Annotated in this window: 35 protein-coding genes; 32 read left to right on the top strand and 3 right to left on the bottom strand. The window is 43.1% G+C overall.

The genetic code is table 11. The annotated features are described in order from the left end of the window. Window positions 1-10: 10 nt before the first annotated feature. Window positions 11-1,090: an integron integrase gene (locus QT397_20730; GenBank protein WNZ55265.1), complete on the bottom strand. Its 1,080-nt coding sequence runs from the start codon at window positions 1,088-1,090 to the stop codon at window positions 11-13. Window positions 1,091-1,460: 370 nt separating this feature from the next. Between QT397_20730 and QT397_20725 the strand changes: the two genes are divergently transcribed. Continuing rightward, window positions 1,461-2,669: a transposase gene (locus tag QT397_20725; GenBank protein ID WNZ55264.1), complete on the top strand. Its 1,209-nt coding sequence runs from the start codon at window positions 1,461-1,463 to the stop codon at window positions 2,667-2,669. 78 nt (window positions 2,670-2,747) lie between these two features. Here the strand turns inward: QT397_20725 and QT397_20720 are convergent, their stop codons facing one another. Continuing rightward, window positions 2,748-2,933, bottom strand: coding sequence for a hypothetical protein (locus tag QT397_20720; GenBank protein WNZ55263.1), 186 nt, complete (start codon window positions 2,931-2,933; stop codon window positions 2,748-2,750). A 210-nt stretch (window positions 2,934-3,143) separates the two neighbouring features. Between QT397_20720 and QT397_20715 the strand changes: the two genes are divergently transcribed. The 20 genes from QT397_20715 (at window position 3,144) to QT397_20620 (ending at window position 16,704) form a co-directional block, all read left to right on the top strand. After that, window positions 3,144-3,443, top strand: a complete 300-nt coding sequence (locus QT397_20715) for a hypothetical protein (GenBank protein WNZ55262.1) — start codon at window positions 3,144-3,146, stop codon at window positions 3,441-3,443. 86 nt (window positions 3,444-3,529) lie between these two features. Continuing rightward, window positions 3,530-4,003: a hypothetical protein gene (locus QT397_20710; GenBank protein WNZ55261.1), complete on the top strand. Its 474-nt coding sequence runs from the start codon at window positions 3,530-3,532 to the stop codon at window positions 4,001-4,003. Window positions 4,004-4,030: 27 nt separating this feature from the next. Then, window positions 4,031-4,393, top strand: a complete 363-nt coding sequence (locus QT397_20705) for a hypothetical protein (GenBank protein ID WNZ55260.1) — start codon at window positions 4,031-4,033, stop codon at window positions 4,391-4,393. 74 nt (window positions 4,394-4,467) lie between these two features. Next, complete coding sequence (locus tag QT397_20700; GenBank protein WNZ55259.1) at window positions 4,468-5,019, top strand: hypothetical protein; 552 nt, start codon at window positions 4,468-4,470, stop codon at window positions 5,017-5,019. Between the two features lie 99 nt (window positions 5,020-5,118). After that, window positions 5,119-5,403 carry a hypothetical protein gene (locus tag QT397_20695; GenBank protein WNZ55258.1) on the top strand — a complete coding sequence of 95 codons (285 nt, stop codon included), beginning with the start codon at window positions 5,119-5,121 and terminating at the stop codon, window positions 5,401-5,403. A 146-nt stretch (window positions 5,404-5,549) separates the two neighbouring features. Then, window positions 5,550-6,089: a hypothetical protein gene (locus QT397_20690; protein ID WNZ55257.1), complete on the top strand. Its 540-nt coding sequence runs from the start codon at window positions 5,550-5,552 to the stop codon at window positions 6,087-6,089. A gap of 459 nt (window positions 6,090-6,548) precedes the next feature. Beyond that, window positions 6,549-7,151: a hypothetical protein gene (locus QT397_20685; GenBank protein WNZ55256.1), complete on the top strand. Its 603-nt coding sequence runs from the start codon at window positions 6,549-6,551 to the stop codon at window positions 7,149-7,151. A 275-nt stretch (window positions 7,152-7,426) separates the two neighbouring features. Beyond that, window positions 7,427-8,059, top strand: coding sequence for a hypothetical protein (locus tag QT397_20680; GenBank protein WNZ55255.1), 633 nt, complete (start codon window positions 7,427-7,429; stop codon window positions 8,057-8,059). 169 nt (window positions 8,060-8,228) lie between these two features. Further along, entirely contained in the window at window positions 8,229-9,593 is a 1,365-nt protein-coding gene (locus QT397_20675; protein ID WNZ55254.1) for an IS4 family transposase, read from the top strand. Window positions 9,594-9,677: 84 nt separating this feature from the next. Next, the gene (locus QT397_20670) at window positions 9,678-9,890 is read left to right on the top strand and encodes a hypothetical protein (protein ID WNZ55253.1); all 213 of its coding nucleotides are present in this window, start codon (window positions 9,678-9,680) and stop codon (window positions 9,888-9,890) included. Window positions 9,891-10,020: 130 nt separating this feature from the next. Continuing rightward, on the top strand, window positions 10,021-10,356 hold the full coding sequence (locus tag QT397_20665) for a hypothetical protein (GenBank protein ID WNZ55252.1): 336 nt from the start codon (window positions 10,021-10,023) through the stop codon (window positions 10,354-10,356). Between the two features lie 262 nt (window positions 10,357-10,618). Next, window positions 10,619-10,918, top strand: coding sequence for a hypothetical protein (locus QT397_20660; protein ID WNZ55251.1), 300 nt, complete (start codon window positions 10,619-10,621; stop codon window positions 10,916-10,918). Between the two features lie 152 nt (window positions 10,919-11,070). After that, the gene (locus QT397_20655; protein ID WNZ55250.1) at window positions 11,071-11,379 is read left to right on the top strand and encodes a hypothetical protein; all 309 of its coding nucleotides are present in this window, start codon (window positions 11,071-11,073) and stop codon (window positions 11,377-11,379) included. A 106-nt stretch (window positions 11,380-11,485) separates the two neighbouring features. After that, window positions 11,486-11,893 carry a hypothetical protein gene (locus tag QT397_20650; GenBank protein WNZ55249.1) on the top strand — a complete coding sequence of 136 codons (408 nt, stop codon included), beginning with the start codon at window positions 11,486-11,488 and terminating at the stop codon, window positions 11,891-11,893. Window positions 11,894-12,013: 120 nt separating this feature from the next. Next, window positions 12,014-12,448 (top strand): hypothetical protein, encoded by a 435-nt coding sequence (locus tag QT397_20645; protein ID WNZ55248.1) that lies wholly within the window; start codon window positions 12,014-12,016, stop codon window positions 12,446-12,448. A gap of 167 nt (window positions 12,449-12,615) precedes the next feature. After that, on the top strand, window positions 12,616-13,965 hold the full coding sequence (locus QT397_20640) for an IS4 family transposase (GenBank protein ID WNZ55247.1): 1,350 nt from the start codon (window positions 12,616-12,618) through the stop codon (window positions 13,963-13,965). Between the two features lie 40 nt (window positions 13,966-14,005). Further along, complete coding sequence (locus QT397_20635; protein WNZ55246.1) at window positions 14,006-14,362, top strand: hypothetical protein; 357 nt, start codon at window positions 14,006-14,008, stop codon at window positions 14,360-14,362. A 58-nt stretch (window positions 14,363-14,420) separates the two neighbouring features. Further along, a complete protein-coding gene (locus QT397_20630; protein WNZ55245.1) occupies window positions 14,421-14,852 on the top strand; it encodes a hypothetical protein in 432 nt (143 codons plus the stop codon). Between the two features lie 172 nt (window positions 14,853-15,024). After that, window positions 15,025-16,389: an IS4 family transposase gene (locus QT397_20625; protein ID WNZ55244.1), complete on the top strand. Its 1,365-nt coding sequence runs from the start codon at window positions 15,025-15,027 to the stop codon at window positions 16,387-16,389. Window positions 16,390-16,437: 48 nt separating this feature from the next. Continuing rightward, window positions 16,438-16,704, top strand: a complete 267-nt coding sequence (locus QT397_20620; protein ID WNZ55243.1) for a hypothetical protein — start codon at window positions 16,438-16,440, stop codon at window positions 16,702-16,704. 28 nt (window positions 16,705-16,732) lie between these two features. Here QT397_20620 and QT397_20615 read toward each other — a convergent pair whose 3' ends face one another. After that, entirely contained in the window at window positions 16,733-17,674 is a 942-nt protein-coding gene (locus QT397_20615; protein ID WNZ55242.1) for an IS110 family transposase, read from the bottom strand. Window positions 17,675-17,995: 321 nt separating this feature from the next. On the opposite strand from QT397_20615, the gene QT397_20610 reads away from it, so the two are divergent. The 11 genes from QT397_20610 (at window position 17,996) to QT397_20560 (ending at window position 25,663) form a co-directional block, all read left to right on the top strand. Further along, window positions 17,996-18,265: a hypothetical protein gene (locus tag QT397_20610; GenBank protein WNZ55241.1), complete on the top strand. Its 270-nt coding sequence runs from the start codon at window positions 17,996-17,998 to the stop codon at window positions 18,263-18,265. Window positions 18,266-18,373: 108 nt separating this feature from the next. Continuing rightward, entirely contained in the window at window positions 18,374-19,000 is a 627-nt protein-coding gene (locus QT397_20605) for a hypothetical protein (protein ID WNZ55240.1), read from the top strand. Between the two features lie 67 nt (window positions 19,001-19,067). Then, window positions 19,068-19,475, top strand: coding sequence for a hypothetical protein (locus QT397_20600; protein WNZ55239.1), 408 nt, complete (start codon window positions 19,068-19,070; stop codon window positions 19,473-19,475). A 16-nt stretch (window positions 19,476-19,491) separates the two neighbouring features. Then, window positions 19,492-19,767 carry a hypothetical protein gene (locus QT397_20595; protein WNZ55238.1) on the top strand — a complete coding sequence of 92 codons (276 nt, stop codon included), beginning with the start codon at window positions 19,492-19,494 and terminating at the stop codon, window positions 19,765-19,767. 151 nt (window positions 19,768-19,918) lie between these two features. Further along, a complete protein-coding gene (locus QT397_20590; protein WNZ55237.1) occupies window positions 19,919-21,475 on the top strand; it encodes an IS1182 family transposase in 1,557 nt (518 codons plus the stop codon). 166 nt (window positions 21,476-21,641) lie between these two features. Further along, on the top strand, window positions 21,642-22,187 hold the full coding sequence (locus tag QT397_20585; protein WNZ55236.1) for a suppressor of fused domain protein: 546 nt from the start codon (window positions 21,642-21,644) through the stop codon (window positions 22,185-22,187). A 154-nt stretch (window positions 22,188-22,341) separates the two neighbouring features. Then, entirely contained in the window at window positions 22,342-23,706 is a 1,365-nt protein-coding gene (locus tag QT397_20580; GenBank protein ID WNZ55235.1) for an IS4 family transposase, read from the top strand. A gap of 525 nt (window positions 23,707-24,231) precedes the next feature. Beyond that, complete coding sequence (locus tag QT397_20575) at window positions 24,232-24,531, top strand: hypothetical protein (GenBank protein ID WNZ55234.1); 300 nt, start codon at window positions 24,232-24,234, stop codon at window positions 24,529-24,531. A gap of 198 nt (window positions 24,532-24,729) precedes the next feature. Next, window positions 24,730-24,990, top strand: coding sequence for a hypothetical protein (locus tag QT397_20570; GenBank protein WNZ55233.1), 261 nt, complete (start codon window positions 24,730-24,732; stop codon window positions 24,988-24,990). Between the two features lie 10 nt (window positions 24,991-25,000). Then, a complete protein-coding gene (locus tag QT397_20565; GenBank protein WNZ55232.1) occupies window positions 25,001-25,387 on the top strand; it encodes a hypothetical protein in 387 nt (128 codons plus the stop codon). A 156-nt stretch (window positions 25,388-25,543) separates the two neighbouring features. Beyond that, entirely contained in the window at window positions 25,544-25,663 is a 120-nt protein-coding gene (locus QT397_20560; GenBank protein WNZ55231.1) for a transposase, read from the top strand. Window positions 25,664-25,807: the final 144 nt, after the last annotated feature.

The raw sequence follows: 25,807 nt of genomic DNA, 5'->3' as shown, positions 1-25,807 counted from the left end.
CTCTTCGCTACTAAGATGCAGCCAATAAGCCAAGCCCCTGGGCTTCCCCCACCTTGCTCCCAACAAAATAGTTAGCTCCAGCCTCCTCAATTTTATTAATGTTGCGCAGTCGGTCTGAAGGGCTTAAAACGCCTTTATTTCCCCGATTTACGACATGGGTATAAATTTCAGTAGTACTAACATCTGAATGCCCTAGCAGTTCCTGAATCGTGCGCAGGTCATAACCCGCTTCGAGCAAGTGAGTCGCAAAGCTATGGCGAAATGCATGGCAACGAGCCGGTTTGTTGACTCCCGCTAGCTTGACAGCTATACGAACCTGGCGCGCTAAAGTTGACGCGTGCATATGGTGCCTTCTGTTTTCACCGGAGCGAGGACATTGGCCGATGGTGCTGGAAGGGAAAAGGTATTGCCAAGCCAGTTGTCGGCTTGCACTTGGATACTTTCGTTCCAAAGCGTTAGGTAAATAAACCGAACCAAAACCAGCCAAAAGATCTTGTTGGTGTAATAGGGAAACAGACTCCACCTGCCTATGTAGCTGCACAATTAACCCATTAGGTAATATCGTAGTGCGATCCTTATCCCCCTTACCACCTCGAACAAAAATATTATTGCTGTCGAAGTCTATATCCTTTATACGCAAAGAAAGCAGTTCGGCGCTGCGAAGGCCGCTACCGTACATTAGCTCAACCTGTAATCTGTAGGTGCCTTCAAGGTGATCCAAAATTGCTGATATTTCTCTACGGCTATAAACCACGGGCAAGAACTTTTGTTGTTTTGCCAGTTTAAAGTCCAGAGCCTGAATATCCCTACCTAAGAATCTCTTGTACAGATATATCAAAGCGTTCAGAGCTATTCGCTGTGTATTTGCTGAGCAAAGGCCCTGAACTGCAAGATGAGAGAGGAATGTCTCAATCTCAACAGCTCCCATATCAGCAGGGTGCTTCTTTTTGTTGAAATGAATAAAACGTTTAATCCAATGGGTGTAAGTTTGCTCTGTTCGGTACGATAGTCCTTGCTTTCGAATATGAAATCGCAGATTGTCCATAAATCGTTCAGGCTTACCTGGGATTTTGTGGCGAATGTCGTCCATGATATTGCCCTTAGACTGTTTTTATATACAGTATTTACTCTTTTGTCCTGCTGTCAATATCAGAATTCAAGAGAAGCTTCTCCTATTTCTGGAGGTAACGATCTATCTCTTTGATTTTTATAGGGGTGGTAATGTTATAAAGAGCAGAAAAAGCAGGTAGATATATAGCGGCTGCTATATATCTACCTGTAGAGAAATATGCCAAATTTCTTAACTTTTTGATATTATTGGATTTTTGAGGTTATCTTGAAAGAAGTGAGTAGAATTATATAGAAGGGTGATATAAAGACGCTTCTTTTGAATTAACTGTTGTACAAACCCGCTGCGCGGGAGTGGTGCCACTTTTAAATTATAAGAGGCATTTTAGAAAATGCATAACCGGGTATTGCAAAATATATTTTCTGCGTACAGTGGTTATTTATCTAAAACTGCGCAACCACTAAAAAATTTAAAGGCTATCTCCTCGATACAAGAATGCCGTACAAAATCGATGGGAAGCAGTTATTATCGTTGTAAGCACAACCATGTCACTGAACAGCATCATTCTTGTAGGCATAGAAGTTGCCCCCTCTGCTCAGGCAGAAAACAGCTCCAGTGGGTTGATCAGCAGCGTCGTAAATTATTTGATACAGAACATTTTCATGTGGTCTTTACTATACCTCATGAGTATCTGCCGTTATGGCAATACAACGAAGAGAAGCTTACAGATATACTCTTTTTGTCGAGTAAAGAAACCCTGTTTGAATTAATGGCGAGTAAAGACTATCACGGAGTAACTCCCGGGATGCTTATGGCTCTGCATACTTGGGGAAGACAGTTAACTTTACATCCCCATATACACTGTTTGATAACTGCTGGCGGCTTGACTTTAAGGGAAAAATGGAAAGAAACAGGTGAATATTTATTGCCTGTGCGAGTGGTTAAGAGTCTTTATAGGGGAAAATTTCAAGCGCTTTTATTAGAACAGTATCGTGCCGGGTTACTCAAGCTTCCTCCCAGTTGGTCAATTGGCCAGTTTGATATCCTCTTTAAAGCTTGCTATCGCAAGGAATGGTCGGTTCGTATTCAAGAACGGTATGAGCATGGTCAAGGCGTTCTGCTGTATTTTTCACGCTACATCAAAGGTGGCCCGCTTAAGCCAAAGCAGATATTAAACGTGGATCATAAGGGGCTGGATTTTCGTTATTTTGATCACCGTGACCAGCGACGTAAGCAACTTCGGTTAAAGCCTCAGGAGTTCTTAAGACGTGTCTTGCAGCACATACCTCCAATAGGAAAACACATGGTACGGAGTTATGGATTATATGCTGGGTGCAATAAGAAAAAGCACGATCTATGTAGTAATCAAGTGGGTTTAATGAAAGATCAACGACTCCCAGCTGGATTGCAAATCCAAGATCTGATGGTAGAGTGTGGGCAGTGCCATGAATCTACAAAGTTGACTGGCCGAGTGTGGTCTAAGGCGAAAAAAGGAATTTCCTTTATAAAGGGGGCGGCTCGGCAAGATAGTGCCGGCGGGAATGTACAACATGGCGATGAACCAGACACTGCAGGAATGGGCCTCTTTAGTTCGGCCTAAATTCAATGCCAGGTCATTTTTTTTACCGCCTGCAGTGCAGGTTATCTAAGCGTTATAGGGCTAGAAATTGAGCCAAATTCACAAAGACCAAAAATTAAGTGTATATCTTTGGAAATTCATGGTTTGTCTTTTTGCTTCAAGCTTGATTCCCATGGCATATGTACTTTGGGCAGTTTCACCAGGGTTAAAGGGAAACTGGTTTGGTGTTGCTATGGTTTCAGCAGTTTGTTCAGCATTATTGACGGCGGCTTTACCGGTAAACAACGCTCGTTACTATGTTCCAAGTAGTGTTGTGGTGGGCGTGTTATTTTATGGGATAATTCAGGGTTACTTATTATACAATGGGGCCCCATAACTAGGCCAAGCAGGCTCGCCCAGCCCCTATGGGGCTAGGCTGGACAGCCTACGCGGCGCGCTTCGCACGCAAACGCTCCGGCTGCCCCTGTTGGCAACGTTAACTGTATTCACTGAGCCATGAGTAAAGCTAAAGGAATTGCAATAAGAACTATACTGGCTGCAGCGTTCGTCATTGCTATATCGTTCTTCTTCGGAGCGAGCTTTTATCTGTCTCTTATCATTGTTGCTGGTTTGGGTGTGTTTGGTGAAATAATCCATATGCCAGAAAACATGCCGGGCGCTATCGATAATCCAGGTGGCAAAGAGTTGCATCCAGCTAAAGCAATCTGTATTGGTTTGGTCGTTGTTCTGGTTTTAATTGGTTTTGGGGTTCTTTTTCCGGAGTTATATAGTTATGGTTTTGGCACAAACAGTTAACAAGCAGCAGCACCCTCGGCCTTCGGCCTGGACCTCCTTCAGCTGCGCTTCAGTCGGCCGGTGTGCTGGGCGTTAGGCGTAAAGCTATGAAACTAATTGAAGAAACGTTTACGAAGGAAGCTTTTCTAGAAATGTTTCTAGAAGAGGTCACCCGCTGCGTAAAAAGATGTAATGAAGAGTCGTGCATCGGTCCACTTCCAGATAAGCTTTTGTTTTATCGCGTTTTTGATATTGATGATCAGGAGTGGGAGCCTGGGCTAGGTAAAGTTAAGCTGCCTAATACTAGATTGTTTGTAGAGTCTGAGAAAGTGATTGATACACTTCTAAATGAAAAAGGTTGGTACCCAGAGTGGATACATATTTCTCCTTTTGCAGTAACAGCTACGCATTTAGTCATCGAAGTGTGTCCTAGTGAAAATATTACAAATAAGCGATTTATAGAAAGCACCTTTCCAAAAGAACCGTTCCAGCTCAGAGGCCCGAGATTACCTCCTGATTGGAGGCCGGGTCAGCCGATACCAAAAGTAAAGCTTCCGAGTTTGGAGATTAAAAATGCCTAACAAGCGCCGGCAAAATCGCACCATTTCATGGTGCTGGACCTCCCTTTCGGTCGGCCTTTGCGGCGGTCGTTAAATGTCATCATGGATATCAAGCAAAAAGTTAAAGAATTAATCAATGAAGGTTACGTAGAAGGCGAACTTGAGATTGATCCGCTTTGGTACATTATCTGGAAGCCTGAAGAAATTGATCAGTTCAATAAAGAGTATCAATTCTCAGAATATGCTCCAGAATTCACTGGCTTCGGGGACAGCGGAAGCAACGAAATATTGGCAGTAAATGCAAAAGGGGAAGTATTTACAATTCCATCCATCGGTATGGAATCACAGTATGCTGATAAGATCGCCGATAGCATTGACGACCTTAAGCAGTACATGAAGAAAAACATTTAACAAGCGCAGGTTGTCGGACTGGCTTTTCGCTGCGCTCCAAACCAGCCGCAACTGCGGGCGTTAGGCTCTAAAACATGAGAGAGATGATGAAATATTTTGCAGCCCTTTTGATCGCTATTATCTCGTCTGTATCGCAAGCATCTCAAGATAGTGCTGAATCATTGGCTCTTCGCAAGTCATATCCAATTCAACTTTATATGGGTGCCTGTGTCGTTACTCGTGCTCAGCCTGCCAAAGTAGAAAGCCAAGCCAAAGAAATGGGGTTCACCGAAGCTAAAAGGGAGCTCGCTAACCAATATCTACAAGGCCACAAAGGAAAAGCTTGGGTTTCCAAAAATGAGCATGGCAATTTCGCTATTGCTGCTCAAGATAGAGGGTTGTGTTCAGTCTTTATTCATCAAGGTAGCCCAGAGAAACTTATGGCCAGCATGGAGGCATGGTTACCGCCTAAAGGGTCAGGCTTCAGCTATAAAAAAGAAATCGTTTCTAAATCTGGCCCATTGGAAACCACTTCATACAAGATATTTCGTGGAGCCAAATTAATGGAGCAGTGGGTTATAACTCTTTCTAACCAACCCAACTCTAAACTTGTAGCAATAATGTCTTATGATGCATCGCAAGGCTAACAAGTACAAGCAGGTTGCTGCGGGCCTTTGGCCCTTCGCGGGACAGCCTACGCTACGCTCCGGCCGCCCCTGTTGTAGTCGTTATGTGCAAAACCAGATATGAAATTTGAAACGATAAATGTGAGGGATCTAAATCTCTCAGAGGCAAATGAGATTCAGTTTTTATATCCGTCAGAGCCTGATTGGAAGGCAGTTTCAGATGATACTCTGGTGGCTCTTATAAAGGATTATGTCTCAGAGCCAAATTGTGCAACTATCGCACTAGGCAAACTGAGCATTCGAAATCATCCGCTAACGAAGCCTCTTGCTAAATGGTTGCTGCAAGAAAAGCAAGCTGATGAATGGCTAAGGGAATCAGCGCAGGATACATTAGATGATGAGTAGCAGACACATAACAAAACGCTCAACTACACTCCGGCCGCAAGCGGCCTCCGTCGGACTGCCAAAAGCGTGCTTCGCACTGGCTGCCGGTTAGCTCAGCGTTAAATGGTGATCACTAGCGTGTCAGTATCAAAAAAATATTAGCGTCCATGCTCATACTAACCATTGTAAATATTTGGCTGTTTTCTAAGTACAGTCAGATTTTCTACATTGTTTTTGGACCAAGCAAATATCAAGTCGGAGCCTTCACGATCTTTGCTAGAGAAGATCATGCCGATACCTTTCTGAAATGGAAAAGTGACAATGGTGTGGAGTTCGACGTTAATTTTGATAATTCCGTAACAATTGGTTTTGCTCCTCTCAATGCGAAAATTGATGCTTCGTTGATAGTTGTTGACAATGTCACATATGCATATTCAGAGTGGCAATGGAGGCAGGGCCTAAGGGAATTTAGGTATCTTTCAGTATCTTCAAGGGGTAAGGATGAGGTTTCTTGCAAAGAGCTAGATCTTAAAAAGATGGTATGTGTATCTATCTATGATTTAGGTATGCCGTTCACGCTATTACATTATTATGGGGCGGTAGATATAGATAGCTTTAACCCAATCGGTGAGCACACAAAAATAAAATCTGAAATTTCGGGTTTTAAGTACCCATATAAACTTTTGTTTCAATATGCAGAGCAATAGCACATTTAACAAAGCAAGGCAGCGGACGCGAAAGACGCGCCAACTGCTCGCAACGTTATTGTGGCGGTCAATATTTAGATGTTTTGTAGCTGCTGCAAGCATCAATCTCTATCTGAGCACACTTTTCCTGAGAGTTTTCCTGCAAGTTGGTACCGCAGTTCCGTTCCAGTGCCTTCGCTTTCAGTCAGTAAGCCCTACAAGCCTGCTAGGCCATCGTTGAGTGCCAATCGGATAGTTATCCGGAGGGGAAAATATGGTATTTTCTCCTGTAAATTTATCGGGCAGTGGCCAGCCAAAGTTGGCTGGCAGAGAGCAAGTAGGTCGTTCAGTGCGCGCCAGCTATAACTAGGCCAGGCAAGATCGCCCAGCCGGAGGCTGGGCTGGACAGCCTACGCTCCGCTTCGGCTGCCCTTGCTGGCAACGTTACACAAGATAAACAATCCTCAGAGGTAAAGGACTATGTCAACACAAGTAATAATGTCAGATACTACACCGGAAATGCTGAAAGATATGATCTTCGACTACGGGTCAGAAAGTATTGGGTTATCTGAATTTCGTTTTATGGTGCGTTCTTACAAAGCTGACGGTGCGAACAATCATATATTTGAGTGTGTGTTTGATGAAGATACATATGATGAATTTGTGCTTGATGAATTTCTTGAGGAAGTTAGCTCTAAAACATGTGTCGGTTATTCGCTGTTTCTACCAGATGGAAGCCCTGTATTGAAAATTTGGAATAAAGGTGAGTCTGTCTGCAATATCTGTGAGCCTGAAGATCTATTTAAGGTATCAGCGGAGTTCCAGGCTATATATCCAAAAATCGTTGATTTCGATTCTTACCATGATGCAGTAGAAGAGTCTGGCGAAGACGACATTAATGGAATTTTGCTGAAAGCTGCAAACACTATTACTAAATCGGATCAAAAAATCGAACCTACACTGCTATCTCAGCGCTTGTTCTCCTTCTCAGAAAATACAAAGGAAGAGATCACTGATTTCGAAATATCTGACTTTGGTGATTGCATTGACATCGATGGTACCGACTTCAACTACTGGTGCTGAATGTGTAACAAGGCGATGAATTTCGTTCCGGCCTTACAGGACTCCACCGGACTGCCGCTGCTATGCAGCGCCAGCCGATTATCGCTGCGTTATTGTGGCGGTCGATTTTATTGATTTTTCGTAGTAACTGAAGCTTTAGTGCCACTAAATTGCAGCCGATATTGAGCCCTTTTTACTGGTTGCTATTCAAGCAGTTTCGTTCCTAGGGTATTTGCTCAAGTGTGGTAGAGGTGGGCAGTCTGCTGCAATTTCGTGGAGTGCCAGTAAAATAGGAATTGGTTGGGGAAAGTGCGGTATTCTTTCCTCGTAAATATTGGGCAGCGGCCAGCCAAACTATGGCTGGCAAAGTGCTGGTAGCCGGTCCCGAGCGCGCCAACCATAACCAGGCTAGGCAAGCTCGCCCAACCCCTTCGGGGCTGGGCTGGACAGCCTACGCGTTGCTTCGGCTGCCCTTGCTAGCGGCGTTAGGTTTCCCACAAGCATCGGGCTCTAGTTATAAAATGGAATTTGAAATCGACAAATCTAAGTGGTCAGATTCAAGCCAGAAGTCTTCTGGTGGTCATTATGATAGTAGAGCGACTCACTACGAAAATATCTCTTACAGCTGCCGTACATGCTCTTGTTCATGTGTTTTCTCAGCCCAGGATCAAAAAGAAGCATATGAAATACAGAAAAGGTTTGTATGGTGGATTCCTTCTAGGTGTTCAAAGTGCCAGGAAAAACTAGATAAACTCTTAGATAAAGAGCGTCAATATCAAGCGCTGTGGAATTCTGACAAAGAAAAGGTAAAGAAGGACAAATCCCTAGTAGTAGATTGGCTTAAGGTAATTCGAGAAATTGATGCTTACGGAAAAAAGTCCAATCAAACAATGGTAACCTGTCTGGTAAGGTGTCTAAATGAAACCTAACAAGCGGCTGTATTACGTTCCGGCACTTTCAGCGCCTCCACCGGACTCGCCTTCGGCTCGCCGATAAGCCGGGCGCTAAGTTTTATACACAAGTTTTTTCAGTTTTATTATAAAAATCAATGAGTTACAGTTTGTACGTTATAGGGGCTACAAATTTGGCTGGATAATTATGCAGGACTGGGTCAGGGACGAAGTGAAAAATCAGGTTATGGGTGATACACGATTGAATAAGCGCTTGTCCAATATTCTCAGTAATTTAAGTTCCGACCCAAAGGGTAGCATTCCCTGTGCAAACAAGTCTTGGGCAGAAACCTTTGCAGCCTATCGATTTATCGAAAATGATAAAGTCAGCTTTGACTCCATTATGAGTGGCCATAAATCAGCCACTCTTGAAAGAATCAAGGTTCAACCAGTTGTTCTTATCCCTCAGGATACCACTTTCCTAAATTTTGCTACCGATTTAGAAAGCAAAGAAATGGGAACACTCCGACGCAAAGAGACTAATCAGCAGCTCCTACATACGTCTATCGCTATAACACCATCCAGAGATAATCTGGGTATTATTGAGGGTAGCATGTGGCAGCGAGATAAAGAATCTAGTGCTAATTCTCGCTATACCAAGTCGATACAAGATAAAGAGAGTCGACGCTGGTTAGACCATTATGAATCAGCTTGTGAGATACAAGAGCGCTGCCCTGAAACCACGATTGTGAGCATCGCGGATAGAGAGGGGGATATTCATGAGTGGTTTCAATTAGCTGAAGATCAAAATGAACAGCGGCGTGCAAGCTATATTATTCGAGCCAAGGCTAATCGTAGTTTAGAGATCGAAGGAGAAGATACGACTTTACTTTGGGACTATATGACCAAGCAGAAGTCCATCGGGAAATACTCAGTAGGTATCCCCAAAAGGAATGGACAGCCAGAAAGGGAAGCTAAGGTCAGTGTATCCATTGCAGAAGTAAGATTGCAGGGAAAAGGAAAATCAAAACGACCTCTTTCTCTCTACGCAGTCTTTGCTAAGGAATTAAGCCCACCAGAAGGGGAAAAAGGTATTGAATGGATGCTGCTGACCGATCTTGCAGTTGAGGACTTTAAGCAAGCGAGGATCATTATTGAGTGGTATCGAAGTCGATGGGAAATTGAAACCTATTTCCGAGTGGTGAAAGGCGGATGCCAGATAGAAAGTAATCGCTTTAGAACCGAGCAGCGAATGCTGAACTGTATTGCAATCTATATGATTATTGGGTGGCGTCTACACTCCATGACAACACGGGCACGAACGCTTCCTGATACGTCGTGTACGAAAGTCTACTCTGAAAAAGAGTGGCGTATGATATGGATAATGCAAGCTAAAACCTCCCCACCAAATGAAGCTCCAAGTATGAGAGATATAACTCGTATGTTGGCAGGACTTGGAGGCTTTCTGGGGCGGAGCGGCGATGGTGAGCCTGGAGTTAAAACCGTTTGGCAGGGGTACACTAAACTTCTCCATTATATGGAGGCAGCAGAGGCTTTAAATGAACTTAAATGATGTGTATAAAACACAGGCCGGGCGTTATGATTAAGAAAGTTTCTAGATTCACGCTCTTAACTTACTTGGATTTCGGGGGCCTAATTGATTACATTTTTATACGTTATACTAATTATCATCCTGGCTGTCGGTCTTGAGATGGTCTATGAAAAAATGAGTAGAGTTGATCGAATATATAAAGCCGATGATACAATGGAGGCTATGGCTAATAGCGGTGTTAAAACTTCTCTCAGGCTAATTGGCTTTGGCTTGTTATCCATTATGATTGTTGCTGGCCTTACCCAAAGGTTTAACTAAGTGCAAAACATAACAAATACAAGCAGGTTGCTGCGGGCCTTTGGCCCTTCGCGGGACGGCCTACGCTACGCTCCAGCCGCCCCTGTTGTAGTCGTTATGTGTTCACTCGCTCCAATCTAAGAGATTAGTTATGATCCCGTCTTTATTTAGGAAAATTGTTTGGAATGGAGGTGGGTATGATTATTACTATTTTTACTTCTCGTCAAGTGGCCATGTATTTTGGGATGTAAGCGACTTGATTGATGAATATCCACCATTAAATAAAATTACAAATAGCAGAAATCTTCAAGGTGAATATAATTTAATAAATAATCAAATTGATTTTTCGATAGACTTTTACGGTGAAGAGCCTCGTGTAAAACTATGTTTCACTGTAAGCGATGGAGGCGGTATAGTTGCTGAGGATGAGGTATTAGATGCTGGTGGTTTATTAGCTGGCGAGTGGGAACGATGCATTAACTGCTAAAATATTTATATTATGCCAAAACGGCATTTACAATAATGTGGCAGCTGGATAAAGCCCACATAACAAGGCGCTGCAACCGACCTCCGGCAAATGTCACCTTTTGTGCATAAAACCCGCACAAAAGGCGGCAGTTACCTCCGGCGGCTGAGCGCGGCGTTATGAATTCATGAGAAATACTAAATCAATACTACTACTAGTTCTCTTGGGGCTGACCGCTTGTAGTAATAAGCCGTCCAGTGGGTTTATGCGAGGAGATGTGCCTATGGTTGTCGGTATGTTTGAAAATTACTATGGCAAGCATGTTCAAGTTGTCGGTTATATGTACAAACCGCCTAGAGGCAATGTTTTAGTATTAATTCCATCAAAAGATCATATTAATTTACAGACACAGCCTCCAGCTAACGTATTGAGTTTACTGTTATTCTCCGACACAGCAATTAGAAATGGCAGCGTTCACTCCGAGATGGAAGGCTGTATTGGTAAGACTACCTATGTGTCTGGGCTAGTCGGCATTTTTTCTGGGTTACCTGCAATTGAAGAGATTCGTGAAGTGGCGTGCTAAATTCATAACAAACGCAAGCAGGATGCTCCGGCCCTTCGGGCCTCCGCGGGACGCCCAACGCTATGCACATTTTGTGCGGATCGCTTCGCTCCCAGTTTCGCACAAAATATGCATAGCATTGGTCGCCCCTGTTGCGGGCGTTAAATGTCATCATGGATATCAAGCAAAAAGTTAAAGAATTAATCAATGAAGGTTACGTAGAAGGCGAACTTGAGATTGATCCGCTTTGGTACATTATCTGGAAGCCTGAAGAAATTGATCAGTTCAATAAAGAGTATCAATTCTCAGAATATGCTCCAGAATTCACTGGCTTCGGGGACAGCGGAAGCAACGAAATATTGGCAGTAAATGCAAAAGGGGAAGTATTTACAATTCCATCCATCGGTATGGAATCACAGTATGCTGATAAGATCGCCGATAGCATTGACGACCTTAAGCAGTACATGAAGAAAAACATTTAACAAGCGCAGGTTGTCGGACTGGCTTTTCGCTGCGCTCCAAACCAGCCGCAACTGCGGGCGTTATGTGCCCCACATCGGTTCTAATATGGCAACCTAGAGATAGAATATGACTTCAGGTATCGATGAGTTAATTAATCATCTCAAAGAAAGGGCTGACTTCTACATAAAGCATTATCAGCCAACATATGATTTTTGTGATGAAGTTGTTTTTGGCCTAAGTAAATTCTCTACAGATGACTACAAGCTTCAAGATATTTTTCCTAGAGAAATTATTGAAGAGCATATTCTTGAGCATTGTTTGTCACCTCTTCAGGCTGATGTAATCGGGGGAGGATTAACAAGTTATATGTCTACCAACCAAGGCGGGGCAAAAGAAATCGATTATTCTTCAACGATTTCTATCTACAAAAGGGTCGTAAATGAATGGCGCAAGAAGGATTGGGTTGAAATTGAATATGATGCCGAAAAGCTAAACTTTCCGATTGCGATAAATTTAGTCTCGATCAGAGATTGAGGCATGGCACGAAAGGTTAAAATTAAAGCACATAACAAGCGCAGGCTGTCGGAACGCCTTTTCGCTGCGCTCCAAGTCGTCCGCAGCTGCGGGCGTTATAAGAGCAGATCGTGAGCAAAATTGAACAAAATTGAACAAAAGTACAATGATGGGCTTTGTAGAGTTGAATCAGGTATATTTTTTACTACTGATCAATGTCACCGAATTTACTTTGATTCAAAGCGTGGCTACTACCCGGGGAATTTGGAGGCCTTATCTTCGCTGGTAACTGAGAATGGTGAAGATTGGTGGTTCACAACAATAGCTCAAGAAGAGGCTAGGAAAGGAGAGTTCGTCGCTATTGTAGGAGGAGGCTCATATGAAGGTGAAGGTTTTGTCGCTTTGAAAAAAGGGACTAAACTTCAGTGGATAATCCACCTTGAAAGCAGTGAGGTTTTTACGGAAGTGGAAATTGAGAAAGATGTCGTTATCGCTTACGCAAATAACTTTCCACATAAAAATACACTCACAGTTCCGATCGACTCGCCTAAGGAGTTTACTTTTTTTGAGCAGTGAATCTTATAACAATCGCAGGCTGTCGGAACGCATTTCCGCTCCTTCGTCGCTACAAGGCGCTAAGTTTTATACACAAGTTTTTCCGGTTTTATTATGTAAATCAATAAGTTACAGTTTGACCTGGCATGAATTACAGATTTGGCTGGATTATTATGCAGGACTGGGTCATGGACGAAGTAAAAAATCAGGTTATGGGTGATACACGCTTGAATAAGCGCTTGTCCAATATTCTTAGTAGTTTAAGTTCAGATCCAAAGAATAGCATTCCCTGTGCAAACAAAACTTGGGCAGAAACGTTTGCAGCTTATCGCTTTATCGAAAATGATAAAGTCAATTTTGACTCTATTATGAGCGGCCATAAATCGGCAACTCTTGAGAGAATCAAGGCGCAGCCCGTTGTTCTTATCCCTCAAGATACCACCTTTCTAAATTTTGCCACTGACTTAGAAAGTAAAGAGATGGGAACACTTAGGCGGAAAGAGACCAATCAGCAACTCTTGCACACCTCCATCGCTATAACGCCATCAAGAATTAACTTGGGTGTTGTTGAGGGTAGTATGTGGCAGAGAGACAAGGAATCAAGCTCTAATTCCCGTTATACCAAGTCGATAAAGGATAAGGAGAGTCGACGCTGGCTAGACCATTACGAAACGGCTTGTCAGATACAGGAGCGCTGCCCTGAAAGTACAATTGTGAGTATTGCTGATAGAGAGGGTGATATTCATGAGTGGTTTCAACTGGCTGAAGATCAAAGTGAACAGCGGCGGGCGAGCTATATCGTTCGAGCTAAGGCCAATCGCACTTTAGAGCTCGATGGAGAAGAAACGGTTTTGCTTTGGGATCATATGAATGAGCAGAAATCTGTCGGTCTATACACGGTAGATATTCCCAAACGGAATGGAGAGCCTGGAAGAAAAGCCAAGGTCAACGTATCCACTACTGAGATACGGCTACTTGGGAAAGGAAAATCTAAACGACCACTTTCTCTCTATGCTGTATTGGCTAAAGAATTAAACCCACCAGAGAGTGAAAAAGGCATTGAGTGGATGCTGTTAACTGATCTTCCAGTTGAAGACTTTAAGCAGGCAAGGGTCATCATTGAGTGGTATCGAAGCCGGTGGGAAATTGAAACCTATTTTCGGGTGGTGAAAGGCGGATGCCAGATAGAAAGTAACCGTTTTAGAACAGAGCAGCGCATGTTGAACTGCATTGCGATCTATATGATTATTGGATGGCGGCTACATTCGATAACTACGCATGCACGAAGAGTTCCTGACGCACCGTGTACAAGTGCCTACTCTGAAAAAGAATGGCGTATGATATGGATGATTCGAGATAAAACTACTCCACCAAATGAACCCCCAAGCATGAGGGAGATAACCCGTATGTTGGCAGGTTTAGGAGGTTTTTTGGGGCGTAAAGGGGATGGCGAGCCAGGGGTTAAAACCGTTTGGCAGGGATACACCAAGCTACTTCATTATATAGAGGCAGCAGAAGCTCTAAATGGACTTAAATAATGTGTATAAAACACAGACGCGGCGTTATGGGTCATAAAGTATGAGCAAAGTATGGAGAGAGATCGCAGACCCCAAAAAGCACATTGACTACATGAGCACTCGAAACGAAGGTGGTGTACCAGTTGAAGCTTCAAGAGATAATCTAATTGAAAAATGGGTTTACTTTGCAGACGTATGCAATTTCATTTTCCAGTTTGCGAGCATTGACCAAGTACTAGAGTGTAAGGATTACTTTTCAAAGTCTGTACACCCTTCTACTCGGGAAAAGGGTCACGAGTTAGAACATTATTGGCATCCCTGGTATTCAAAACTGCCTAAGAGTATAAATAAAGGCGCCAAGCGTGAGGAAGTTATCAAAGCGCTAGACAGTATTTTAAATATATGGGCCAACCCATAACAAGCCAAGGCTGTCGGACGCTTCGCGCCGCAGCTTGGGGCGTTAAGTACACAAGAGTATGGCGTTCATAAAATTTAAAAAGGTTTGGGAAGATGATGATTCTATGCTGCAACTAGAATTAGCAGCCTCTAATGGTCTCCTAGCTACAACACAAGATTTTTATATCTATCCAGATGACTTTTCTGCCTTCGCAAAGCAGCTTGAAAATTTCTTTCCGAAGCTTGGCAAAGGTGAGGTTATACTGGAGTACGGTTCAGAGGTATCAAATTACTACGCTTATGTTTTGTGCAAAGTAACTTACAAAAAACTCGGAGAACTAAATATAGAAATTCGTACCAATAACAACTCCGAAAATAAAGACGAATCTGCGGCGATTGCTCATTTCTTTTCCAGTATATCTAACCAAGAACTAAACAACCTTGGTAAAAAGCTGGTAACTTGGACACAAAACATGGAGCAGCCTTTTTCTTATGAATGGCAAAGTGCTTAACAAGCAGCAGCACGATCGCCCGCAAAAAGCGCGGGCTGGACGGCCTACGCTACGCTTCGGCCGCCCGTGTGCTGAGCGCTAAGTTTTATACACAAGTTTTTTCAGTTTTATTATAAAAATCAATGAGTTACAGTTTGTACGTTATAGGGGCTACAAATTTGGCTGGATAATTATGCAGGACTGGGTCAGGGACGAAGTGAAAAATCAGGTTATGGGTGATACACGATTGAATAAGCGCTTGTCCAATATTCTCAGTAATTTAAGTTCCGACCCAAAGGGTAGCATTCCCTGTGCAAACAAGTCTTGGGCAGAAACCTTTGCAGCCTATCGATTTATCGAAAATGATAAAGTCAGCTTTGACTCCATTATGAGTGGCCATAAATCAGCCACTCTTGAAAGAATCAAGGTTCAACCAGTTGTTCTTATCCCTCAGGATACCACTTTCCTAAATTTTGCTACCGATTTAGAAAGCAAAGAAATGGGAACACTCCGACGCAAAGAGACTAATCAGCAGCTCCTACATACGTCTATCGCTATAACACCATCCAGAGATAATCTGGGTATTATTGAGGGTAGCATGTGGCAGCGAGATAAAGAATCTAGTGCTAATTCTCGCTATACCAAGTCGATACAAGATAAAGAGAGTCGACGCTGGTTAGACCATTATGAATCAGCTTGTGAGATACAAGAGCGCTGCCCTGAAACCACGATTGTGAGCATCGCGGATAGAGAGGGGGATATTCATGAGTGGTTTCAATTAGCTGAAGATCAAAATGAACAGCGGCGTGCAAGCTATATTATTCGAGCCAAGGCTAATCGTAGTTTAGAGATCGAAGGAGAAGATACGACTTTACTTTGGGACTATATGACCAAGCAGAAGTCCATCGGGAAATACTCAGTAGGTATCCCCAAAAGGAATGGACAGCCAGAAAGGGAAGCTAAGGTCAGTGTATCCATTGCAGAAGTAAGATTGCAGGGAAAAGGAAAATCAAAACGACCTCTTTCTCTCTACGCAGTCTTTGCTAAGGAATTAAGCCCACCAGAAGGGGAAAAAGGTATTGAATGGATGCTGCTGACCGATCTTGCAGTTGAGGACTTTAAGCAAGCGAGGATCATTATTGAGTGGTATCGAAGTCGATGGGAAATTGAAACCTATTTCCGAGTGGTGAAAGGCGGATGCCAGATAGAAAGTAATCGCTTTAGAACCGAGCAGCGAATGCTGAACTGTATTGCAATCTATATGATTATTGGGTGGCGTCTACACTCCATGACAACACGGGCACGAACGCTTCCTGATACGTCGTGTACGAAAGTCTACTCTGAAAAAGAGTGGCGTATGATATGGATAATGCAAGCTAAAACCTCCCCACCAAATGAAGCTCCAAGTATGAGAGATATAACTCGTATGTTGGCAGGACTTGGAGGCTTTCTGGGGCGGAGCGGCGATGGTGAGCCTGGAGTTAAAACCGTTTGGCAGGGGTACACTAAACTTCTCCATTATATGGAGGCAGCAGAGGCTTTAAATGAACTTAAATGATGTGTATAAAACACAGGCTGAGCGTTATGTGTCACGAGAGAAAAAGAGATGATTAATAAAGCGGGAAAATACAAGCCGCCCCAAAAAATACAGGAGTGGAAAAATGATGTTCCCGATGGAGAGCTGTACGGGGCGTATATTTCCGATGATCAAAAGGTGTGGTGTACTTCTGGTAGGTTCTCTCACTCATCAGGGGCAATTAGTACGTCTTGGTCCGGCTTTATGTCTGGTGAGTTAAACGAATTGGTTGTTAAAACTATGGGGCAGGATGTTTTCAATGAAATCACTTCTTACCTTAAACAACAAAACACATAACAAGTGACTATGGTTGCTCGTCAAGTTTTTAAGCCATACTTTCATCCCAGTAGGTGTTGTTTTTCACCATTGTATTCAGGATCGTAATCTGCTTTCTCATGCAGGCAACCAGAGCGACCTTTTTAGGTTTGCCAGCGTCGACTAATCGCTTGTACATCGGCTTTAGTTTGGGATGATGCTGTATGGCCGACATGATGGAAACAAACAAAACCGTTCGTACACGATGCCTTCCACCCCGAATATATCTCTTTCCCTGGAAGCTGCCGCTATCACGGTTCATCGGGGCGATACCGACAAGTGCAGCGATTTCTTTACGGTTCAATTTTCCTAGCTCGGGAAGTTCACTCATCAACGTATAAGCCAATACATTTCCGACCCCTTTAGCACTCAACAATAAGTCGCGCCTTTGCCGCCACTCAGACACACTGTTAACCAGTTTATCTAGTTGCTTGTCGATACCTTGTAGCTCTTTCTTGATGGTGTTTAGAATGGTCCGTATAGGTTTGTGTACTGATTTCGGCATTCTCTGAAGCCGATTCTTTTGCATTGTACTCATCTCTAAACACTGACTTCTTACCGCCAGTAAGTCACTGATCTCTCTAAGCTTTTCTGGCTTTAGCACCGACAGCCTTGGCTTCATGGCCTCACCAAAATGTGCAATATCTATTGCATCTAGCTTGTCAGTTTTGGCGAGGCGCCCTGTGGATTTAGCGAAGCTTCTTATCTGTGAAGGGTTGCAAACAACAACAGGTAATCCTGCTTTATCAGCGGCGCAAACAAACTCTAATTCAAGTCTTCCTGTAGACTCTATTAATACTCTTTGAGGTTTAAGAGGTTGTAATTTTTTAATGGCATTCTTAATGCCATTTTTATCATTGGCAACACTAAAGAATTGGCCAGTAGGTCTCACATAAATATCGAGTTGTTTACTGCTGGTATCGATACCGACATTGATCTCTTGAGGTTCCATAAGATAAGCTATCTCCGCCTTGCTATTCGGGCTCGAGGCCCACATGACTATCCGAGTTATGCCTAGTGAGTGCTTATCGCGTTCATACTTGTTATCGGTCTTTTACGAACCGGCCAGGCAGCGAACTGTGATAAACAAGGCCTTCGGTGGCCGCCGAAGGTGGGTCTCAATTTACCCGTTAGCGAAAAGGATTTTCAACATCAGAATCGATCAAGAACAACCATACAAGGGTAGGCAAAATCGCCCACAAAAAACGTGGGCTGGACGCGCAAAAAACGCGCGCCTTTGCTACCGGCGTTATAGAGCAGCAGGGTTCGAATAATGGAAGTACCTATATCCCAAGAATTCGTAAAAATCTGTAAGCAAATTAAAGCCAAATCGTATTCAATCTCCCAGTGGTCTGAAATCGAATCCGATGATATGTTTCACTCAGATTCTTTTCGTGGTGGCTTTGATGCAGATGAACAGGAGTTCTGCTTTAGCTTTTATGACCAAGCTGGAGATGAGTATTGGTTTCAAGTAAGTCTTTCTTCAATCATAGAAATAGCTAGTGGTATACAGCTTAAAATTGTAGGTAGGGCTGCAGACTGAAGGCCTATAACAAGGTGCTCAAACACCGTTCCGGCCGAAAGCGGCCTCCACTGGACGCGCAAAAAGCGCGCGCCGTTTAGCACGGCGTTAACAGTCATAGGAGAGATCGTGCATATATTTTTAAGTCGCCCCACTTGGGTTTCTCCTGAGTTTGAAGAAGGGCTCAAAATATTTCTAATGTCGTTAGCCAACTTAGGACTAAGTCCAAGAACTTTGGGTTCAACCGACTACCCAAGTAAAGCCCCTCTTGATGAAGTTCTAGAGATAATGGATCAATGCCAAGGAGCTATTATCCTTGGTTATCCTCAACTAATCATGGAGTCGGGGAAAATCAAAGATTTCGACATAGATTCTCCCTTATCATTGCCCACTGAGTGGAATCATATTGAGGCAGCTTTGGCATACTCCAAATCACTGCCAATAATGATCTTGCATCATAAAGGTGTGTCACGAGGTGTTTTCGATCGAGGAGTAATGAATGCGTTTGTCCATGAGGTCGATTTCACGCAAGCTAGTTGGTGCATGGATAAAGCATTAAATGGTGCAATTCAAAAGTGGAAAGAGAATTGTGAGTCCGGTAACCCCAATTTTTCGGCTGCGGTTAAAGTTGACCCAGATAAACCGGTGTGCCCAAACTGTACTTCTCCATCAAAGCCAGTGTATCTAAGTAAACTTCCGGCAGGTTTTAGTTTGGGAAAATTGCACTGTTCTAAATGCAGCTACCTAGAGCAGTAACTGTTAACAAACAAAGGCAGCGGACGCCAAAAAGCGGCGCTCGCTGCTTTGGGCGTTAGGTGAAATCGTGGATCGACTTATTACTATAATTTTGTCAATTGCATTATTAATATGTGGCGGCTTGCACGTTTATTTTGGCGGCTTACTGGTGCAAGTTGAAAGAAGAGTCATTTTTAGCAATGAGCTTCTGAGTAGTGGAAGTGATAGTAGCTTCTTAGTCTGTCTTGGGTTAATGATTTTCCTCGTTAGTTTAATCTCTGGGCTGCGCAGAAAAGGAATGTATTTGTCTTGCACCTTTAGTGTCTTATTCTTTGATTTTATGTTGTTCTTAGCAAACCTGGATGTGCCATTAATAGAATCTGTAAAACATGGTGATTTCACTTTATTGGTAGCATTTATATTGGCACATTTTCTGATAGCATATCACCTAACAAGTAAAGGCATCGGACTGCGAAAACCGCAGCCGCTGCTTTAGACGTTAAGAGGCAAATTTGAGACTGATTAAATATAGTGTAACCTGGTACTTAATTGGAGCATTTGGTTGGTATTTATCTGGTGTTGCTATTAGTCTTATCCAGCATTCAGAAAGCCACTTTGAAAGTATGGCCTTATTTTTTAGCCCCATTGCAGTGCCATTCACTTTGTATGATTATTTAGGTCGTTCACAAAGTAAGTTGGAGGGAAGTGTAGTTGTTATGGGGGTATCTTATACACTAATTCTAATATTGTTATTTTTGTTGTGGCATCGCAATAAAAATGCCTCTTAACCAGGCCAAGCAGGATTGCCCAGCTGACAGCTGGGCTGGACGGCCTACGCTTTGCTTCTGCCGCCCCTGTTGGCAACGTTCAGGCTGTAGAAAAACTCTTAAAAGGTAGCTTTTTTGTTAAAATGGAGGTCTTGATGTCGAGATTATCCATATGCCCAATTTCAAACGTTACGATTACAACCAAGATGCAATGGTAATCATCAATTTCGAAGAGCAACTACAACCTGAAACCTTTGAGTTTACACTTCATCATCTGATTGATGACCATATCGACCTCTCTGTCTTCCATAAAAAATATCAAAATGATAGCGGCGGGCGAACCGCTTATGATCCAGCTATCCTCCTGAAAATCATATTGTTTGCTTACTCAAAAGGCATTACCTCAAGCCGTGAAATTCAATGGCAATGTGAGAACAATATCCTCTTCAAAGCACTGTCATGCGATACCGTTCCACATTTTACTAGTATTGCGAGTTTCGTAAGCAGTTATCCTGATGCGATTGAGTCGGTGTTTGAGCAAGTGTTACTGGTCTGCGATCAGCAGGGGCTGCTTGGCAACGAACTTTTCGCAATAGATGGATGCAAGATGCCATCCAATGCCAGCAAAGAACATTCGGGAACTTTTAAAGAACTAGAACAGAAGCAGGAAAAAATTCTCAAGAAGATCAAATATTGTCTCAAAGAGCACAAGAGGCTTGATGGCAGGAAGCCTAATGAAAAAGAGCGAAAACAAGCGGTAGCTAAAGCGGCGGATACTCTTCAGAAACACTTTGATAAAATTGATCAGTTCTTAAAGAATCACTCCCCCAGGATGGGACAAGGTAAAAACCCTAAAGAAGTAAAAAGTAATATCACAGACAATGAGTCAGCCAAGATGACTACCAGCAAGGGAACCATCCAGGGCTATAACGGCGTTGCCGCAGTTGATAGGAAGCATCAGATAGTTGTTGAAGCACAGGCCTTTGGTGAGGGGCAAGAACATCATACATTGAAGCCTATTCTCGATGGCATCAGTTGCCATTATCAGCATATAGGAATAGATGAAGACATCTTGGCCAAACAGGTCATCATTACTGCTGATACTGGGTTCTCCAACGACGCTAACTACAGCTACCTGCGAGAGAGCGGCATCAATGCCTACATACCTGACAATAAATTCCGTTCACGTGATAAAGCTTTTGCTAAGCAAAAAGCCAAGTATGGCAAGCGTAAACAAAAAGGTAGGGCTAATGTCCAGCAGACTTTCCCTGCTAGTGAATTTACATTCAATAAGAAAAAGAAAACCTGTATCTGTCCGGCAGGAAAATCTATGCTTTTATTAAAGGAAGAGCATGTTAGTGAAGGTAAGAAAAAGCTATTGTTCGAAGGGCGCCTCACTGACTGCAGGGAATGCAGCCTTAAAAATCAGTGTATGCGAAACCCGGAATCTGCCAGCTCTCGAAAAGGACATGGAAGGCAAGTATCCCTAACTTGGACAAACGGACGGACAGCCACTGACTGGATGAAAAAGCGGGTTGATAGTATCGAAGGCAAGACCATTTATGGACATCGAATGTCTGTTGTCGAGCCAGTGTTCGGGAACATTGGTACCAACAAGCGATTGAATCGCTTCTCGCTACGAGGAAAAAGTAAGGTTCAGGGACAATGGCAGATGTTCTGCTTGGTACATAATATAGAAAAGTTGATGAGATATGGCAGTATCCATTGATTGAGTATAAATTAGGGGCATCAAGGCGCCTAAATTTAATACAATGAAAGAAATTTAGTGGTATCGCTAAATTTAGACCGAAATTTTTGTTTGGAGGAACCTGAGGAATGACAGCTTTTTCTAAAACTGTTTTTCTACAGCCTCGTTAAACACCAAAGGAAGTATCGTGCCAAGTAAATCAAACAAGGAATGGGCCAATATAGTTTCCACTCTAACTGGTGGTTACAAGTCTGTTGCAAATTACTACGATGAGCAAGAGGCTACCTCTATTCATGTGCTCACGGTACTTAAAGAAGGCGGTAAAGTCTGTGCCACCATTGGTCTAATGGATGTTCAGCATGAGCCGCCAACTGAAATACTGATGGATTCCACTAGTGAGGATGTAAAACTAGAAAATATCATTTCGATGGCAGCGTTTTTCATCATGAAAGATGGTTGGAAAATAAAGCCTGGTGCGGTATTTGAAACCTTAGTATCGGAATATCACCCTGAACTAGAGCTTAAGCATTTATTATTTGTTCCTCAATACCAATGGGGTGAGGCCTTATCCAAAGTTGAGCTTGAACAAGGATATATTTATCCACTATTAGCTGTTGGTATTACCAACGAAGAGTTAGATTTTATTTCTCAAAAAGGGGTTTCTGCCCTTGAGAATCTTTGGGAGCAAAATAATATCAACGTTCTAGACTGGCATCGGAGTTCGAGTGTTTAACAAAGCGCTGTTGGCGGACTGGTTTTCTGCTGCGCTCCAAACCAGCCGCAAAGCGCGGCGCTAAGTTTTATACACAAGTTTTTTCAGTTTTATTATAAAAATCAATGAGTTACAGTTTGTACGTTATAGGAACTACAAATTTGGCTAGATAATTATGCAGGACTGGGTCAGGGACGAAGTGAAAAATCAGGTTATGGGTGACACACGATTGAATAAGCGCTTGTCCAATATTCTCAGTAATTTAAGTTCTGACCCAAAGAGTAGTATTCCCTGTGCAAACAAGTCTTGGGCAGAAACCTTTGCAGCCTATCGATTTATCGAAAATGATAAAGTCAGCTTTGACTCGATTATGAGTGGCCATAAATCAGCCACTCTTGAAAGAATCAAGGTTCAACCAGTTGTTCTTATCCCTCAGGATACCACTTTCCTAAATTTTGCTACCGATTTAGAAAGCAAAGAAATGGGAACACTCCGACGCAAAGAGACTAATCAGCAGCTCCTACATACCTCTATTGCTATAACACCATCCAGAGATAATCTGGGCATTATTGAGGGTAGCATGTGGCAGCGAGATAAAGAATCCAGTGCTAATTCTCGCTATACCAAGTCGATACAAGATAAAGAGAGTCGACGCTGGCTAGACCATTATGAATCAGCTTGTGAGATACAAGAGCGCTGCCCTGAAACCACGATTGTGAGCATCGCGGATAGAGAGGGGGATATTCATGAGTGGTTTCAATTAGCTGAAGATCAAAATGAACAGCGGCGTGCAAGCTATATTATTCGAGCCAAGGCTAATCGTAGTTTAGAGATCGAAGGAGAAGATACGACTTTACTTTGGGACTATATGACCAAGCAGAAGTCCATCGGGAAATACTCAGTAGGTATCCCCAAAAGGAATGGACAGCCAGAAAGGGAAGCTAAGGTCAGTGTATCCATTGCAGAAGTAAGATTGCAGGGAAAAGGAAAATCAAAACGACCTCTTTCTCTCTACGCAGTCTTTGCTAAGGAATTAAGCCCACCAGAAGGGGAAAAAGGTATTGAATGGATGCTGCTGACCGATCTTGCAGTTGAGGACTTTAAGCAAGCGAGGATCATTATTGAGTGGTATCGAAGTCGATGGGAAATTGAAACCTATTTTAGAGTGGTGAAAGGCGGATGCCAGATAGAAAGTAATCGCTTTAGAACCGAGCAGCGAATGCTGAACTGTATTGCAATCTATATGATTATTGGGTGGCGTCTACACTCCATGACAACACGGGCACGAACGCTTCCTGATACGTCGTGTACGAAAGTCTACTCTGAAAAAGAGTGGCGTATGATATGGATAATGCAAGCTAAAACCTCCCCACCAAATGAAGCTCCAAGTATGAGAGATATAACTCGTATGTTGGCAGGACTTGGAGGCTTTCTGGGGCGGAGCGGCGATGGTGAGCCTGGAGTTAAAACCGTTTGGCAGGGGTACACTAAACTTCTCCATTATATGGAGGCAGCAGAGGCTTTAAATGAACTTAAATGATGTGTATAAAACACAGCCAAGGCGTTATGCAGCACAAGGAATAATGCAGTGGCAATAGAATGCCCTAAGTGTAAGTCGAAAGACATTTCTGAAAAGATGATGTTTCAGTTTTCAACGACTACATGTCCAGATTGCGGTTACGAATACCACCTTAATCTATGGTACAGATTTACAGTTCATGTGTTTTTTTGGGCCACTGGTTTATTTTGGTTAACGTTCACATACTTTATCGACATAGATAGTGCTCCTCATTTGATAATGTATACGGCACTATTTCTACTTCTTGCTTTACCAATATCTTACTATTTCGTGGTTTATTACTTTTTCAGGGATATCCCTGCAGAGAAAGGAATCCCTAAAACACATGCACTTATATTCTGGCTGGCAACCATAACAACATTTATACCTGCCGCTTTGTATACATATGGTTAACCAGCATAACAAGGCCAATCACTTATACACGCTGCGCGTGCTGGACTCGCAACAAGTTGCTCGCGCGTGTTGGCGGCGTTATGAATAAAAACTATGTCTAATCTCAAAGACCGCCGATGGCGTCGAAAAGGCCTCGATAGAAAAATCGAGACTCCTTCATGGGGGGAGCTTGCTTTTGGGAAAAAGCTTTTCAATTTGCGGCATATGTTACTAGCTGTATTTACTAGTGGCTTCATATCTTTTGCAATGCTATATCAGCTTATAACCTATGGGCATTGGGAGGCCAAAGGAGCTAAAGTAGATGGTGCCGTGGGCTATGGTGTTGCCTTTTTCCTTCTAGTAATTTTCATAGCTCTACTTATTGCAACTATTAAAGACTGGCGGAGAGGCTAATGCATAACAAAAAGCAGCACGATTGCCCACAAAATATGTGGGCTGGACGGCCTACGCTTTGCTTCGGCCGCCCGTGTGCTAGGCGTTATTGTGGCGGTCATTTTTTAGGTAGTTTGAAGTTGCTGCAAGCACCAATCTCTTCCTGAGCACATTTCTCCAGAGAGTTTTCCTGCAAGTTGGCACCGCAGTTCCGTTCAAGTGCCTTCGTTTAAAGCCAACAAGCTCTGCAAGCTAGCTGCAGCATTGTGGAGTGCCAGTCAGTTAGTTAACCGTTGGGGAAAGTATGGTATTTTTCCCAGTAAATTTATCGGGCAGTGGCCAGCCAAAGGTGGCTGGCAGAGAGAGCAGGTAGGTTGTTCAGTGCGCGCCAGCTATAACCAGGCCAGGCAAGATCGCCCAGCCGGTGGCTGGGCTGGACAGCCTACGCTTAGCTTCGGCTGCCCTTGCTGGCAACGTTAAGCACTAGATCATGCGTACTATATTTTTCGAAACTGACCAGTTTAATCTCACAAAAGAGCATGATCATTTTATTAATCCAGGTTGCTTTGGTGAAGATTTTGCCAATTGGTTAAAACCTCACCTCGAAAATAGTGGTATTGAAGTGTCTGATATCTACCAGGAAGACTGGGGTTGGGAAATAGATTGCAGTGGTTACTATCTGGGAGTTGGCGGGCTTCCCGAAAACGACTCATCCAATCTGGGTGAGTGGAGGGTTATGATCACCAAGAAGAGGTCATTTGTTGAGGCTATCTTTGGCAAAAATAGGCTTTCACGTGATGAGGTTATTTTTTCCCAGTTATTCAGTATTCTAAATGCTGCGGGTTTCACTAAAGTTAGGTATGAGGAAAATGCTTAACAATGTAAGGCAACATCGCCCACTACGTGGGCTGGACCTCCATTTCGCAGCTTCGCTGCTATATACGGCCGTTGCTTGCGGCGTTATAGCTAAGACTTACCCACGTTTAGTAGACACCCTGTATAGTTAGGTTTAGGCCTAACACGGAGGTGTATCATGGGTAAGAAAAGAACTCAGGCGTATACGGAGGAGTTCCGTAGAGAAGCAGTTAAGAAAGCGGAAAAGCCTGGAGCAACAACGGCTTCTGTGGCGCGAGAGCTAGGCGTCAGTGCGTAGTAAAATTGTATCTGGCAAGTTTATTTTAAGAGGCTATTTGATATGTAATTCAATGGCATGGATCATATTGAATATTCAAAGTGATAAATAGCTGAGGTTTACTAATAAAAAGGACGTATTTAACGTCCGTTAAGAGGTAACGTT

It is taken from the genome of Microbulbifer sp. MKSA007, assembly GCA_032615215.1.
Lineage (GTDB): Bacteria > Pseudomonadota > Gammaproteobacteria > Pseudomonadales > Cellvibrionaceae > Microbulbifer.
This window is presented reverse-complemented; position numbering and strand designations above follow the sequence as displayed.

What these genes read in the sequence shown, in the direction of transcription:
- QT397_20610 (WNZ55241.1), top strand. Translation starts at nt 17,996, where the DNA reads ATGGAAGTACCTATATCCCAAGAATTCGTAAAAATCTGTAAGCAAATT.
- QT397_20665 (WNZ55252.1), top strand. Translation starts at nt 10,021, where the DNA reads ATGATCCCGTCTTTATTTAGGAAAATTGTTTGGAATGGAGGTGGGTAT.
- QT397_20565 (WNZ55232.1), top strand. Translation starts at nt 25,001, where the DNA reads ATGCGTACTATATTTTTCGAAACTGACCAGTTTAATCTCACAAAAGAG.
- QT397_20640 (WNZ55247.1), top strand. Translation starts at nt 12,616, where the DNA reads ATGGACGAAGTAAAAAATCAGGTTATGGGTGATACACGCTTGAATAAG.
- QT397_20620 (WNZ55243.1), top strand. Translation starts at nt 16,438, where the DNA reads ATGATTAATAAAGCGGGAAAATACAAGCCGCCCCAAAAAATACAGGAG.
- QT397_20660 (WNZ55251.1), top strand. Translation starts at nt 10,619, where the DNA reads ATGGTTGTCGGTATGTTTGAAAATTACTATGGCAAGCATGTTCAAGTT.
- QT397_20630 (WNZ55245.1), top strand. Translation starts at nt 14,421, where the DNA reads ATGGCGTTCATAAAATTTAAAAAGGTTTGGGAAGATGATGATTCTATG.
- QT397_20635 (WNZ55246.1), top strand. Translation starts at nt 14,006, where the DNA reads ATGAGCAAAGTATGGAGAGAGATCGCAGACCCCAAAAAGCACATTGAC.
- QT397_20725 (WNZ55264.1), top strand. Translation starts at nt 1,461, where the DNA reads ATGCATAACCGGGTATTGCAAAATATATTTTCTGCGTACAGTGGTTAT.
- QT397_20655 (WNZ55250.1), top strand. Translation starts at nt 11,071, where the DNA reads ATGGATATCAAGCAAAAAGTTAAAGAATTAATCAATGAAGGTTACGTA.
- QT397_20675 (WNZ55254.1), top strand. Translation starts at nt 8,229, where the DNA reads ATGCAGGACTGGGTCAGGGACGAAGTGAAAAATCAGGTTATGGGTGAT.
- QT397_20700 (WNZ55259.1), top strand. Translation starts at nt 4,468, where the DNA reads ATGAGAGAGATGATGAAATATTTTGCAGCCCTTTTGATCGCTATTATC.
- QT397_20560 (WNZ55231.1), top strand. Translation starts at nt 25,544, where the DNA reads ATGGGTAAGAAAAGAACTCAGGCGTATACGGAGGAGTTCCGTAGAGAA.
- QT397_20625 (WNZ55244.1), top strand. Translation starts at nt 15,025, where the DNA reads ATGCAGGACTGGGTCAGGGACGAAGTGAAAAATCAGGTTATGGGTGAT.
- QT397_20730 (WNZ55265.1), bottom strand. Translation starts at nt 1,090, where the DNA reads ATGGACGACATTCGCCACAAAATCCCAGGTAAGCCTGAACGATTTATG.
- QT397_20575 (WNZ55234.1), top strand. Translation starts at nt 24,232, where the DNA reads ATGTCTAATCTCAAAGACCGCCGATGGCGTCGAAAAGGCCTCGATAGA.
- QT397_20710 (WNZ55261.1), top strand. Translation starts at nt 3,530, where the DNA reads ATGAAACTAATTGAAGAAACGTTTACGAAGGAAGCTTTTCTAGAAATG.
- QT397_20650 (WNZ55249.1), top strand. Translation starts at nt 11,486, where the DNA reads ATGACTTCAGGTATCGATGAGTTAATTAATCATCTCAAAGAAAGGGCT.
- QT397_20690 (WNZ55257.1), top strand. Translation starts at nt 5,550, where the DNA reads ATGCTCATACTAACCATTGTAAATATTTGGCTGTTTTCTAAGTACAGT.
- QT397_20580 (WNZ55235.1), top strand. Translation starts at nt 22,342, where the DNA reads ATGCAGGACTGGGTCAGGGACGAAGTGAAAAATCAGGTTATGGGTGAC.
- QT397_20705 (WNZ55260.1), top strand. Translation starts at nt 4,031, where the DNA reads ATGGTGCTGGACCTCCCTTTCGGTCGGCCTTTGCGGCGGTCGTTAAAT.
- QT397_20715 (WNZ55262.1), top strand. Translation starts at nt 3,144, where the DNA reads ATGAGTAAAGCTAAAGGAATTGCAATAAGAACTATACTGGCTGCAGCG.
- QT397_20615 (WNZ55242.1), bottom strand. Translation starts at nt 17,674, where the DNA reads ATGGAACCTCAAGAGATCAATGTCGGTATCGATACCAGCAGTAAACAA.
- QT397_20590 (WNZ55237.1), top strand. Translation starts at nt 19,919, where the DNA reads ATGCCCAATTTCAAACGTTACGATTACAACCAAGATGCAATGGTAATC.
- QT397_20685 (WNZ55256.1), top strand. Translation starts at nt 6,549, where the DNA reads ATGTCAACACAAGTAATAATGTCAGATACTACACCGGAAATGCTGAAA.
- QT397_20695 (WNZ55258.1), top strand. Translation starts at nt 5,119, where the DNA reads ATGAAATTTGAAACGATAAATGTGAGGGATCTAAATCTCTCAGAGGCA.